Source organism: Rhodoblastus sphagnicola, assembly GCF_002937075.1.
GTDB classification, from domain to species: domain Bacteria; phylum Pseudomonadota; class Alphaproteobacteria; order Rhizobiales; family Beijerinckiaceae; genus Rhodoblastus; species Rhodoblastus sphagnicola.
On sequence record NZ_NHSJ01000036.1, the window covers coordinates 37,682 to 49,254 of the forward strand.

13 protein-coding genes are annotated in these 11,573 nt (G+C 63.5%); 1 reads left to right on the forward strand and 12 read right to left on the reverse strand.

All coding sequences use genetic code 11. The annotated features are described in order from the left end of the window. Positions 1 to 33: 33 nt before the first annotated feature. From CCR94_RS04570 to CCR94_RS24410, 11 genes are all read right to left on the reverse strand, one after another. Positions 34 to 984 carry a peptidase U32 family protein gene (locus CCR94_RS04570; RefSeq protein ID WP_104506696.1) on the reverse strand — a complete coding sequence of 317 codons (951 nt, stop codon included), beginning with the start codon at positions 982 to 984 and terminating at the stop codon, positions 34 to 36. Between the two features lie 22 nt (positions 985 to 1,006). After that, complete coding sequence (locus CCR94_RS04575; protein WP_146089856.1) at positions 1,007 to 1,909, reverse strand: ABC transporter substrate-binding protein; 903 nt, start codon at positions 1,907 to 1,909, stop codon at positions 1,007 to 1,009. Beyond that, positions 1,906 to 2,892 (reverse strand): peptidase U32 family protein, encoded by a 987-nt coding sequence (locus CCR94_RS04580; RefSeq protein ID WP_104506698.1) that lies wholly within the window; start codon positions 2,890 to 2,892, stop codon positions 1,906 to 1,908. Before CCR94_RS04580 ends, CCR94_RS04575 begins: the two co-directional genes overlap by 4 nt. Further along, complete coding sequence (locus CCR94_RS04585) at positions 2,889 to 3,803, reverse strand: peptidase U32 family protein (RefSeq protein ID WP_104506699.1); 915 nt, start codon at positions 3,801 to 3,803, stop codon at positions 2,889 to 2,891. Before CCR94_RS04585 ends, CCR94_RS04580 begins: the two co-directional genes overlap by 4 nt. Positions 3,804 to 3,815: 12 nt before the next feature. Further along, positions 3,816 to 4,787 carry a peptidase U32 family protein gene (locus CCR94_RS04590; RefSeq protein ID WP_206605775.1) on the reverse strand — a complete coding sequence of 324 codons (972 nt, stop codon included), beginning with the start codon at positions 4,785 to 4,787 and terminating at the stop codon, positions 3,816 to 3,818. 181 nt (positions 4,788 to 4,968) lie between these two features. Further along, positions 4,969 to 5,952 (reverse strand): LysR family transcriptional regulator, encoded by a 984-nt coding sequence (locus CCR94_RS04595; protein WP_104506701.1) that lies wholly within the window; start codon positions 5,950 to 5,952, stop codon positions 4,969 to 4,971. After that, positions 5,949 to 7,418, reverse strand: coding sequence for a histidinol-phosphate transaminase (gene hisC / locus CCR94_RS04600; protein ID WP_158254618.1), 1,470 nt, complete (start codon positions 7,416 to 7,418; stop codon positions 5,949 to 5,951). Before hisC ends, CCR94_RS04595 begins: the two co-directional genes overlap by 4 nt. A gap of 309 nt (positions 7,419 to 7,727) precedes the next feature. Next, on the reverse strand, positions 7,728 to 8,150 hold the full coding sequence (locus CCR94_RS04605; RefSeq protein ID WP_104506703.1) for a type II toxin-antitoxin system VapC family toxin: 423 nt from the start codon (positions 8,148 to 8,150) through the stop codon (positions 7,728 to 7,730). Continuing rightward, complete coding sequence (locus CCR94_RS04610) at positions 8,147 to 8,401, reverse strand: FitA-like ribbon-helix-helix domain-containing protein (RefSeq protein ID WP_104506723.1); 255 nt, start codon at positions 8,399 to 8,401, stop codon at positions 8,147 to 8,149. Before CCR94_RS04610 ends, CCR94_RS04605 begins: the two co-directional genes overlap by 4 nt. Before the next feature lie 388 nt (positions 8,402 to 8,789). After that, on the reverse strand, positions 8,790 to 9,503 hold the full coding sequence (locus CCR94_RS04615; RefSeq protein ID WP_104506704.1) for a NapC/NirT family cytochrome c: 714 nt from the start codon (positions 9,501 to 9,503) through the stop codon (positions 8,790 to 8,792). Next, positions 9,496 to 9,840 (reverse strand): nitrate reductase cytochrome c-type subunit, encoded by a 345-nt coding sequence (locus tag CCR94_RS24410; protein ID WP_158254619.1) that lies wholly within the window; start codon positions 9,838 to 9,840, stop codon positions 9,496 to 9,498. Before CCR94_RS24410 ends, CCR94_RS04615 begins: the two co-directional genes overlap by 8 nt. A gap of 620 nt (positions 9,841 to 10,460) precedes the next feature. On the opposite strand from CCR94_RS24410, the gene CCR94_RS24415 reads away from it, so the two are divergent. Next, entirely contained in the window at positions 10,461 to 10,808 is a 348-nt protein-coding gene (locus tag CCR94_RS24415; RefSeq protein ID WP_244593936.1) for a hypothetical protein, read from the forward strand. 443 nt (positions 10,809 to 11,251) lie between these two features. Here CCR94_RS24415 and CCR94_RS04625 read toward each other — a convergent pair whose 3' ends face one another. Beyond that, on the reverse strand, positions 11,252 to 11,524 hold the full coding sequence (locus CCR94_RS04625; protein ID WP_146089859.1) for a hypothetical protein: 273 nt from the start codon (positions 11,522 to 11,524) through the stop codon (positions 11,252 to 11,254). Positions 11,525 to 11,573 lie beyond the last annotated feature (49 nt).

An 11,573-nucleotide genomic window follows, 5' to 3' on the forward strand; every position in this document is an offset into this window, starting at 1 on the left:
CGCATCCGTCGAAAAGCGGCCAAAGGAAAAGGTTCAGGACGCCTGCGCGTGGACGATGCGCGCATCGTCGCGGCGGCAGCGCTCGCGGGTCCAGCGGACGCGGATCTCGTTCCACTCGTCGGCGAAGCCGGACACATCATTGTCGCCCGCGAGCACATGGTCGAGCGCGCGGCGATAGAAGCCGCAGATGTCGGCCACCAGTTGGACCGAACGCTCGCGTCCCGGAATCTTGAAGCGATCGACGCCGAGCCGGACATAATCCGGCATTTCCCACAGCAGCAATTCGGGCGAGGCCTTGAGATCGGGATGGCCCGAAACGTCTTGCGCGTCGATGGCGAGGTCCCATTTCGCCCGGCAGATGCGGTGGCAAGAGCCGCCACGGCTGGCGCTGCCGACGTGGTGATCCTTGCCCGCCGCGTCGCGGTCATGCGAAATCAGGAAATAGCTTGAGGAATAGCAGCGGCCGGGACAGATGCGGCCGCGCTTCACGGTCTGGAACATGAAGGCTTCCAGGCTGACGCCGGTCTCGTCGCGAATCTCTTCCAGCTCCGCCGTTCCCCAGCGATAGGGAATGACGACGATATTGGCGCCGAGTTCGCGGTAAAAACGAATGTCGCGCGCATTGAAAACGCCCGCCGTCACGCTGACGTGGATGTCGAGATCGGGGCATCTCTCGCGCACCAGCTTGATGCAGCCGGGATCGCAGATCATTACGCCGCCGGCGCCCCACAGCGCATAACGCTCCACCTTGAGGAGGAAGGCGGGAATTTCCTCGGGATTGGGCATGACATTGATGGCGACACGCACATCCTTGGCGAGCGGCCGCGCCCAGTGGATGAGGTCGCGAATCTCCTCTTCCTCCAGTTCGTCGGAGGCGGGCCGGCGACTCCAGCCCTTGGGGCCGACGAAGACGGAGTCGCAACCGCGCTGCAATGCGGCGACCGCCATGTCGAACGTGCCGCCCGGTCCCATCAAAGCAACCATTTTATCCCCCATTCGCCGGCTCTTATGCGAGCGCCGGGACGACGAAATCGATATCGTCCGCGCTCCTGAGCCGTTCAAAGAAATCGTCGAGTTTTTCGCGCGAGGCTTCGTCAGGCCACGCGTCGCAAATCCTCCGCAACCACGCGGCGCGCAGGCTGGCGAGCACGGCGGGAGCGTCGCCCGGCTCCGCCGCCGCCTCGCGCCAGATGTTTTCGTCCGCGCGCATGAGCGCCACCGCATCGCGGTAGGCCGCGACGAAACCTGCGATCAACTGCGGATGGGTCGAGGCGAACGCCGGCCGCGTTGCGAAAAAGGTGGTGGGAATGGACGGCGCGCCAAGATCTGGCAGCAGGTCGAGCACGTCGCAAAGCTGGCGGAATCGTGCGTTCGCGGTCACGCGCGGCGCCAGATGCCACGGCAGAGCGGCGGCCTCCACCTCGCCGGATTCAAGCCAGCCGATCAGCGTGGTCTTCGACAGCGCCTCCGCGACCCGCGCCTCCCCCTGCGGATCGAAACCATGCCGCTTGCGGCAGGCGGCGCGCGCGACCAGCCAGTTCTTGTCCGAAGCGCGGATCACGCCCACCCGCCGTCCGCGCAAATCTTTCAGGTCGTCGATACCCGAACCGGAGGCGACCACCAGCGCGCCCATGATCTTGCCATAGGGAAAAACGGCGGTCAGCGGCGCATCGGATTTTTGGCTGCGGGTCATGGACAGCCAGTCGGTATCAATCAGATCGGCGCGACGTTCGGCGAGCACGTTTTGCGTGGCCTGAACGCGGCTATCGCCGCGATCACCGCCCAAAACCAGCTCCAGTTCAAAACCATGACGACGGTCGAGTCCGCGCGCGCGGATCACCCGCATCACCCAGGACGGGCTGCCGCTCGATTCGAATGCCGCGCGCAAAAGCCCATGCGAAGCCGTCATCGCGCCATCGCCAAGGCGGGCGCCGCATCGGCGCAATGCTCGGCGCGATCCATCAACACATCGACACGCTTGCGTTTCTCCACCGTCCAGCGGGCGCGCAGGGCCGCGAGTTCATCAACATACACGCTCATGTCGGTCTGGCCGGCGGCGATTCCGTCAAGCGCCTTGCGATAGAAGCGCACGAGATCGCGGATCATCGCGGTCGGGCGCTCACGCCCGGAAATCTTGAAGCACTTCACGCCCAGTTCGACGAAAACAGGCAATTGCTCCAGCATCAGCCTCGCGTCGCGGCGCAGTTTGATCTGGACGGGATCGCCATGCTCGGCTGAAAATTCCCAGTTGGTCTGGCAAACGCGGTAGCATTCCTTCGCGCCCCGGTTGGCGCTGCCAAAAGTATCCTTGCCTTCGATATCCAGCCATTCGCGGAATTTCAGATAGCTCGACATGATGCATTTGCCCGGACAGATTTTGCCCGTCTGCACGGTCTCGAACAGAAACGTTTCGAGGCCGATGCCGGAGACGCAGCGGGTCTCCGCGATCTCCTCGACGTCCCAGCGATAAGGCAGGATGATCACGTCCGCGCCGAGTTCGCGATAGAATTCCGCGTCCCAGGAATTGGTGATGCCGCTGCCGATGCTGACGTGGATCAGCGTATCGGGAACGAGACGCCGGATCAGGCTGATAGCGCCGGGATCGGTGACGATGAAGCCCGACGCGCCCCAGCCCGCGTAAAGCTCCGCCTTGCGCGCGAAATCGTCCATTTCGAACGGGCTGGGAAAGGTGTTGAGCACCACGCGGACCTGGCGTCCGCGTTCTCCGGCATAGTCGATGGCGGCGCGAATGTCGTCGTCCGTCATCTCCGATTCATAGGGCCGCCGGCTCCAGCCGAGTGGGCCGACATAGACGATGTCCGCCCCTTCATCGACGGCGGTCATCGCCATGTCGAGCGTGCCGCCCGGCGCGAGAAGGGCGGGGTTGCTCATGTCCGCCCCACATAGCGGCGGCCCGCGTCGCCGAAATAGTAACCGTTGCACAGGCCCATTTTCGCCAACCCCGACAGCTCTTGCAGCAGCGGCTGGACATCGCCTTCCGTCTCGCCCGCGAAAGCTTTCGTGAAGGCGTCGCGGTAGATGCGCCCGACGGTCGCGATGTACTCGGGGCTCTCGCCATGGCTCTGGACATAAAAGGCGTTGAGCTTGGCGGCTGTGAGCTTTTCGACATGTTCGAGCATGCAGAGATCGGCGCCGCTCAGCGTCATGCAGCCGGTGTCCTTGAGCGACCAGTCGCCGGAGGCGCGGGTCAGCCAATGTTCCTGCGCGCACTTGAACTTGCAGTCCTCGCCGGGAAGCCCGCCCGAATTTTCGTGGATGAAGCAGGTTTCCGCCACCACCAGCGGGATCTTGCCATGCACGGGAATGAGCACGTCGATCGGCGTGTTGTCCCTGATGTAGATGGCTTCGTCGAGGCTGAGTTCGGGATTGGGATAGACGCGGGTGACGCCGTAATCCTTGACCACGCGCGCCGTCGCGTCGGTGTAGAGATTGCCGAACACGCCGAGATGGATCGGCTTGGTGTTGCCCATCTCCTTCAGCATTTGCAGCAGGCCGAGATTGTGAACCTCGAACCCGTCGAACGGCAAAGCGAGCGCCGCTTCGATGACCTTTCGCACGGTCGGCAGGTCATGATTGCTCGGCACCGCGAACAGCCGAAGATACGCCTTCTTGCCGAGCGCATGGACCTGCTCCGCCGCGTCCGCCAAGAATTCGGGATGGGCGCAGAAATTGTTGGGGTAGCTCAGGCAGGAGAACTCGCCGAGATAGAGCGCGTCATAGGCGGAAAAATCCCCACGGCGAAGCTGCTGCGGCGACGCCACATTGGTGGAAAGCTCAAACATGGAAGGCCTCGTTCAGATCACGACTTCGAAATTCTTCGCGGACACCTGCTCGCGCTCGACGCGCCGCGCTTCGCGCTCGGCCTCGCCGATCAGGCGGTTGTCGCGGATGCCGCGCTCGACCTTCCAGCGCTGGTGAAACACCAGCAACGGCTCGCGGAAGCCCGAAAGGTCAGGGTTGTCGCTTTCCTGAATTCTATCGAGCACGCGGCGATAGAAGCGCACGATGTCGCGCACCAGCAGGTCGGACCGGTCGCGTCCTGGAACTTTTAAACAATCCACGCCCGCCGCCAGATAGGCCGGCAGTTCGTCGAGCCACAGAGCGGGATTGGTCTTGATGGTCATGCCGTGGCGGATGAAGGCGTCGTCCGGGCCAAAATCCCATTCCGACTGGCACACCCGCAGGCAATCGCCGCCACGGCTGGCGCTGCCATAGAAATGATCTTTTCCCGTTTCGTCGAGCCAGCGGCGATAGCTGAAATAACTGGACATCATGCATTTGCCGGGACAAATCTTGCCCCCGGACGGCGTCTTGAACAGGAACACCTCGATGCCGACGCCAGTCTTCTGCTTGATCTCGGCGATTTCCTCGACAGTCATGCGGTAGGGCAGAACAACGTGCGTCGCCCCGTTGTCGCGCAAAAAACGCACATCCTCGAAATTGGTGACGCCACAGCCGACGCTGGTGTGAACCGCCACATCGGGCAGCAGCGTCTTCACCAGCCGCATGCAGCCGACGTCGCTGATCATGAAGCCCCTGGCGCCCCAGCCCGCATATTGCTGGATGCGATCGAGGAACATCGGGATTTCGGTAGAGCTGGGCAGCGTGTTGACGACGACGCGCACTTCGCGTCCCCGCGCCTGCGCGTCGTCGATCACATGGCGAATTTCGTCGTCGGAGAGTTCGTGTTCGGCGCCCCTGCGGCTCCAGCCGACCACGCCGACATAGACGGCGTCCGCGCCCTCGTCGAGCACAAGACGGCACATTTCCCTGGTCCCTCCCGGGGCCATCATCATGACCATGTCGTCGCCTTCCCTGGTCCGAACGCTTGGGTCTTTTCTCCCTTGCGGGGCGCCTGCGTTTCGGTCTCGTTGTTATTCAGGGATGATAGGCGGCGGTTCGCGCCGGTGTAAATCTATGGGCGCCATTGGCCTTTCCAATGGGGTTTCAAACAAGCGCCCCCAATTCCGTCAGCTCCGCCGCGCGTTTCATGAAGGGCGGCATCGGCAGGATTGTTGGCAAGGGCGTGCGCGCTCCGGCTTCGCGCAGCGCGTCGAGAAAGGTCTTGTAGGGCTCGACGCGCAAACTTTGAGCGGGAACCATGGCCACGGTTTGCCGCGCCGGCAGATTGGTGGCGTAGAGATCGACGCCCTCCAGACTGCGCCCGTTCTCATGCACGGCGAGCGCAGGCGCCAGACATACGCCGAGGCCCGAACGGACAAGGCTGAGCGCCACGTCATAGCTGCGGCATTGCGCAACCAGGCTGTGTCCCGGCAACATCTGCTGCTGCCAGCTTTCAAACCGCCGCGACAGTTGCGAGGCGAAGTTGAAGCGGATGCAGTTTCTCAGCATGGCGCGCTTGTCCGCCGGAAGGTCTTCGAGATCGGCGACCGCAGCAAGTCCGAGTCCGGCTGGCGTCACCAGGACATAGGGATCGGTCACGACAGGAACTTCCCTGAACGACACATTGCTCTTGGCCAGCGACCCCACGGCGACCAGACCGATGTTGACCTGGCGCGCATAGAGCAGGTCCAGCACCTCCGTCGGCGACATCTCGTGAATGTCGAACTCGACTTCGGGCAGGCGCTGCTTGAGCAACCCGATTGCCTGCGGCGCCACCGCGCGCACGATGGAATTGATGCCCGCCAGCCGGATGACGCCGCGTTTGCCGGTGGCGAATTCCCGAAGCTGCTCCTCCGTGCTCTCCACCTCGTTGAGGATTTGCAGCGCGCGGCGCAGCAGGAACTCCCCCGCGACGGTGATTTCCATCTGGTTCAGCGTGCGCTCGAACAGCTTCGTGCCGACTTTTTCCTCCAGGCTCGACAATTGCTGCGACAGCGTCGGCTGTGTCAGCCCCATCTGCTTGGCCGCCTGCGTCAAGGTCTTGGACTGGGCGATGGCGCAGAAGATGCGCAGCTGGTGCAGGTTCATGCGCTTGTCGCTTCCAGCGCGCGCAGGTTCCGCCCGACGCCGGCGGCCGCATCGACGTGGCGTTGCAACCACGCCAGGGTTTCGACAAGGCGCGCGTTCTGCTCCGGCGTCCCGACGCTGACCCGGATGCAGGCCGGCAGCCCGATGGCGTCGAGAGATTTCACGCGCACGCCCGACTTTTGCAGTTCGGCGGTGATCGCCGCGCCGTCACCCACGTCGATCATCACAAAATTGGCCTCCGAGTTCTTCACGAAAGCCAGTCCAAGCTCCGCAATACCGGCGCAAAGTTTTTCGCGCGCGGAAACGTTCAACGCCGCTGACCTCGCCACATGGTCGCGGTCGTCAAGTGCGGCGAGCGCGGCGGCTTGCGCGATACTGCTCGTATTAAATCGCTGGCGAAAGCTGTCGATGCGCCGCGCCAGCGCGGGCGGCGCCACGGCGTAGCCGATCCGCAGTCCGGCCAGACCAAAAGCCTTGGAAAAGGTGCGCACCACCACCAGCGGACGTCCCGACCTCACAGCCTCCAGCGAATCGGGAAAGTCTTGACGGTCCGCATAATCGCAATAGGCCTCGTCCAGGCACAGGACCACATGCGGCGGCAGGCGATCCAGCAAACGGCCCATGGCCGCCTTGCCGATGACGCGACCGGTGGGATTGTTGGGATTACCGAGCACGATCAACCCGGTATTCTCCGAAATCCGCGCGGCTATAGCGTCGAGGTCGTAATCGTGATCGACCAGGGGGACAAGAACCTCCCTGGCGCCGGCGCGGCGCGCCATAGCGCGGTAGGTCGGAAACGAAGGCCAGCCGATGATGGCTTCGCTGTCCGGTCCCAGCAGCGCGCGGGCCGTCATTTCCAGAATTTCCGTCGAACCGTTGCCGAGAACGATGTTTTCCGTCCCGACCCCGAGGCGCTGCGCCAAAGCCTCGCGCAAGGAATCGCCGGGTCCATCGGGATAAAGATGCGCCGTCGCGGCCGCCGCGACCAACGCCGAAAGGACGCGCGGCGACGGGCCATAGGGGTTTTCATTCGAGGAGACATCGACAAACGGCGCGACCTCCTGGCCGTAATGCGCGCGGATCGACGCCAGCAGGGTCGGATGCGGATCGGCCTGGGGCCGCCGGGCTTTCACCCGCGCCAAGGCCTCTTCGATGGAATATCCTTCTAATTCATGGAGATAGCACAGTGTCAGGGCGGGCGAACGCGATATGCCGGCCTTGCAATGAACGAGCACGCGACGTCCAGCGGCGACATGGGTCTTGATGAAAGCCGTGGCGGCGCTGATGCTTTCCCCCAAAAGGGCTCGCCGATCCGCGATCTCGATCACAGCGTGGGGCATGGCGAGCGGTGGATGGTCGAAGCGCGCAAGGCTGAGCACGGCGCCAATCCGTCGCCGACGCAATCCCTCGGCGTTTTCAACCTCCCCCGCGTCGCCGACCGCCACCCTATCCGTTATGAAGTCCATGCGAGCGCCCTGATCGGCTGAGCTTAATCCGATCAAATTTGCGTTGGCCTCGATCATTTGGCAAGCATTGAGATGCCCCGGCGCTTCCCGGCCAAATCCCTCCACGGCCGCTGGAGACCCAGCATGCGCGGCTTTCCAAGAGAGCGCATCGTTCAAGCTGTCTCCAGTCATGGCGACAACCTCGCCGTCGGCCTCGTTTGGGTCGAACCGCGGAAATTCAGGCGCACCAACTGCGATTGCCCGCTTGTGGCGCGAACCTGCCCTTGCTGGCGCCGCTCGGGACCGTCAGCTGTCCGCCATTGCCCATCGTCAGGCGCCAGCGATCCAGGGGTCGATCACGACTAGGCCGGCGGCTGCGAATGCGCTGGCATCGCGGGATGCGACGGCGAAACCGTGTGAAGCGGCGATGGCGGCGATGTAGCCGTCCGCTGTGGGGAAGCCTTTCCCGGCGGCGCGCGCCTTCACGGCCATGTCGGAGTAACGGCGGGCCGCATTCGTATCGAACGGCAGGATGCGGTTCACGAAGAAGTCAAGCACGCCTTCGAGCGCGGCGGCCAGTCTATCCTTGCGCTTGCCTGCGGGAAGCGCGCCGATGCCGAACATCAGCTCGGCGATCGTGACGCTGGAGAGAAAAAGCGTTTCCGCCGCCTGTTCATCAAGCCATTGGCGGACGGCCGGAGCTGGTTCAGGCTTCATCGCCTCGGAGACGACATTGGTGTCGAGCAGGATCATTCGAAGCGCAGCGGGTCTGCGGGGTTATGTTCGCAGGCCTGTTCGAGGGCCTCTACGTCGCCGTTGGTCAGGCCGATCGAGCGGCTCATTTCCGCAAGCGCGCTGCCGAGACGAAGGCGGTTGGCCGGAAGCACTGCGGTTTCCAGGATATGGCGCATTTCCGCTTCTGTGCTGCGGCCGTGCTGCGCCGCGCGGACTTTGAGGGCGCGATGCGTTTCTTCGGAGAGGTTGCGGATGGTGACAGCGGGCATGATGGCGTTCATTGATAACTGATGATATTGCTATCAATATAAAGGTAATGATATCATTGCGCAAGGTCGCCCGCTCGGCGCAGCGGCGGCTTTGCTTCAGCCTCTCAAGTTTGCGGTCCCGGCATCGCGCCCCGCGAAAACGAGCCTTGCGCGCTGCTGGACGTCAACGGATTCCATAGGGGCCTGGCGGCCTTCCTCGACAACGTCGTCGAGGAGGCTTTACTGAAGCCCGTTCACCGCGACATGCTGATCGTCGAACGCGAGGCGATCCCGTTGCTGGCCGCCTTGCACGCCTGTCGGGCGCCGCAGGCGACAAAATGGATCGCCGCGACCCCGGCGTGACGCCGGATGACGCCACGCCTGGGCCGATCGGGCGCGCCCGCTCCGTTCAATGCGAGGCGGCGCCAGCCTCCTTGTCACGCAGCGCTTTAAGGAAAGCTTCGACCGCCTCGCCCTTGCCGGCCAGCTCGTCATCCAGCGCCTCCGCCGCCTCTGCGGCCTTATCAGGCAGGCGGTGGGCTATGCCCTGGTGGCAGTCGATGCAGGTCTTGCCGGCGGCGAAAGCCGCCTTGTGTCGTTCGGCCGAGGCCTTCGCCTGCGCCGAAAAGTCCATATGCGTGAAGTCGTGGCAATTGCGACATTCGCGGCTGTTGGTGGTTTTCATTCGCCGCCATTCGTTCACGGCGAGTTCGAGCCGGTGCGCGGCGAATTTCTCGGGCGTATCGATCGTGCCGAGCAGCTTGTGCGGCAATTCGTGGAACAGGGTTCCGATCTTGCGCGTGATCTTCCAGACCCAGGCGTGAGGCACGTGGCAATCCGCACAAGTGGCGCGCACGCCGGTGCGGTTGCTGTCGTGGATCGTGCCGCGCAATTCCTGATAGACGTTGTCTCTCATCTCGTGACAGGAGATGCAGAATGTTTCGCGGTCGGCCAGGTCCAGCGCGGTGTTGAACCCACCCCAAAAGATCACGCCGGCGGCGAAGCCGACAACCAGAATCCCGCCCAGAGACCAGCGCGCTGTCGGCGACCGGAGCTGTCGCCACACAGACGCAAGCCGGCCGCTCCAATTCTGCCGCCCATCTCCTTTCTCCGACTCAGTCATGACGGCCTCCGGGTGCGGCGGGAAGCGGTTTGGCGTCGGCGGTCGGCCGATGACATTGGGTGCAGTTCACGCGCGTCGCAAGGATCCTGTCGAGGCGGACGCCGTCGCGATGCAGGTAATGATCGTCTGATATTTCGCGCGCGGCCGGCGCCGCCTGGGCGGCCGCGCCATGGCAGGTCAGGCAGTCATTGCCCGTCGCGCCGGTCTTGTACCCATCGACCGTGTGGGGAACAGGCGGCGCGCTTGAAGCGGGCTCGCCGCCGGCGCCCGCGAAGGCGGTCAAGGCCATGAGGGCGGCGCCGATGAAGACCAGGCGCGAGGAGTGCGTTGCGTTCACGGAACTCTCCAATATTGCGCGCCCGGCCGGTGTCCGATCATCGGGCGCAACCATCCGATCCATCAGGGGACTCGCGCCGGCGACGCCTTGGCGAGCGAGAAGCGCCTCATGCGCGCGCAGCCGAAAAGCGGCGTTATCTGTGTTCGATGAGATGGCGCGCGGGCGCGGCCGAACATGCTTGTCATCTTGAATCCTCTCTCGATCAAACGGAGGCGAATTCGACGGCTGGGCGCGAACATCGACTCCGGAACAGGCCTCATCCTCGCGGATCGAGGGACTTGTGACGTCAAGTCGCGCCAAGCTATGCAACCTTAACAATGGTTGAGGTCAAGGCTGTTTTTCGGGCCGGGAGCGCGCTGGCCTTGGCCAATAATGGCGAGGCGGACCACCCGCGTGGGCGCAAGATGGAGCTTGATCTCAACCATTGTTCAGGTTGTATCGATGATGCTGGGTCGCGCGCCCGCCTGCGCCGCTGGTCCTCACGACCCTGACGCTCATTGCCGTGTTCGCCGGCCAGCGTTTCTGGCGGCAGGCGCGGCTCGCGCTCTACGTTGCCTCGGGCGATCCGACGGCGAGCGGCTCAAGATGGGCGCGTCGAAGAAGTCGCCCTTGAGCTCGGAGTGAGCCGGGCGACGCTCTACCGCCTGATCGCGGCCTATCGTCGAACGCCGACCGTCGAGGCGCTGGGACCCAGACAGAGAGGGCGGCAGAAGGGAGCGCTCGTTCTCGACAAGGCGCGCCACGACCTGATCCGCAACCCGAACTTAACCGGAGACTTGTCGGTTGCCGCCGAAAGCCGCTCGCTTCCCTACAGCGCTATCGGGAGCGCGCTTCGCAAGCGGCTTTCTCCCGTCGTCCTGCACCATTCACGGGGACACGATCCGTTCGCAGCAGAAGATCGGCGTCGATTTTATCCGATTTTGCTCGCCGCTTGCGCCGCTCCACCGGAACGCTCGACGGTTGCATGACATGCGCCTCGATCCCGCGCGCCGTAAGCCCCGTTTATGCGCGGATTTTCACCGCCGGCAACATCCGTCGTCATAGTCACCCACACCATTGCAAGAAAGTCATGTAAATTGTCAGCAGGCCAGCCGCCGCAACTGCGGACACTGCTATAAGGGGGCCGTGCTCATCGCATTTCTCGGCAAGAGATCTAAGAAGGACGGTGCGCCTTTTCCTGCCCGCGCCAGACCTGGTCATCTACATGCCTCCAAATGATGTCGCGTCGTGTCGAGCCCGTCGGCGACCGCGACCATGGGCGTCTCCATGGGGATGGTTCCAACCGAGATCCTGGCGGGATAGCCAGCTCAGTCCCATTTCTCGTGCTGTCCCGCGCAATTGTCGCGGAGGTCACGAGTTTGCTCACGCTGTCGCTAAATTCCCGCCGATTGCGACCTGCCGTTCGGCGTCATCAGAACTTGCTGCAATCACGGTTCTCGCGGACGTCGACACCGCCGTCCGTGTGATGATAATTAATGATGACCAGTTGACAGCCCGCGTCGTCTCGGTAGCTCCTGACGATTTCATGGCGTCGCCAATCGCCCATGACGTCGCTTGAGACCTCTGAGACTATCGCCGCGCTCTGGGCCGATGTTTGCGCCGAGGAAAAAGCGGCGAGGCAAAGGACGCCCGCCATTAAGACGAAAACTCTCATGACTGCTCCATGGAGATCGAGAACGGGCATCAGCAACTCGACGACTGATAGGCGCCTGCGCGCTGTCGCGAGGACGGCA

Bases quoted from the DNA above. Each gene is read 5' to 3' on its own strand.
- CCR94_RS04610 (WP_104506723.1), bottom strand. From the start codon at position 8,401: ATGCCCGCTGTCACCATCCGCAACCTCTCCGAAGAAACGCATCGCGCC.
- CCR94_RS04625 (WP_146089859.1), bottom strand. From the start codon at position 11,524: ATGCCCGTTCTCGATCTCCATGGAGCAGTCATGAGAGTTTTCGTCTTA.
- CCR94_RS04615 (WP_104506704.1), bottom strand. From the start codon at position 9,503: ATGACTGAGTCGGAGAAAGGAGATGGGCGGCAGAATTGGAGCGGCCGG.
- CCR94_RS04585 (WP_104506699.1), bottom strand. From the start codon at position 3,803: ATGTTTGAGCTTTCCACCAATGTGGCGTCGCCGCAGCAGCTTCGCCGT.
- hisC (WP_158254618.1), bottom strand. From the start codon at position 7,418: ATGGACTTCATAACGGATAGGGTGGCGGTCGGCGACGCGGGGGAGGTT.
- CCR94_RS04590 (WP_206605775.1), bottom strand. From the start codon at position 4,787: ATGTGCCGTCTTGTGCTCGACGAGGGCGCGGACGCCGTCTATGTCGGC.
- CCR94_RS04605 (WP_104506703.1), bottom strand. From the start codon at position 8,150: ATGATCCTGCTCGACACCAATGTCGTCTCCGAGGCGATGAAGCCTGAA.
- CCR94_RS04570 (WP_104506696.1), bottom strand. From the start codon at position 984: ATGGTTGCTTTGATGGGACCGGGCGGCACGTTCGACATGGCGGTCGCC.
- CCR94_RS04595 (WP_104506701.1), bottom strand. From the start codon at position 5,952: ATGAACCTGCACCAGCTGCGCATCTTCTGCGCCATCGCCCAGTCCAAG.
- CCR94_RS04575 (WP_146089856.1), bottom strand. From the start codon at position 1,909: ATGACGGCTTCGCATGGGCTTTTGCGCGCGGCATTCGAATCGAGCGGC.
- CCR94_RS04580 (WP_104506698.1), bottom strand. From the start codon at position 2,892: ATGAGCAACCCCGCCCTTCTCGCGCCGGGCGGCACGCTCGACATGGCG.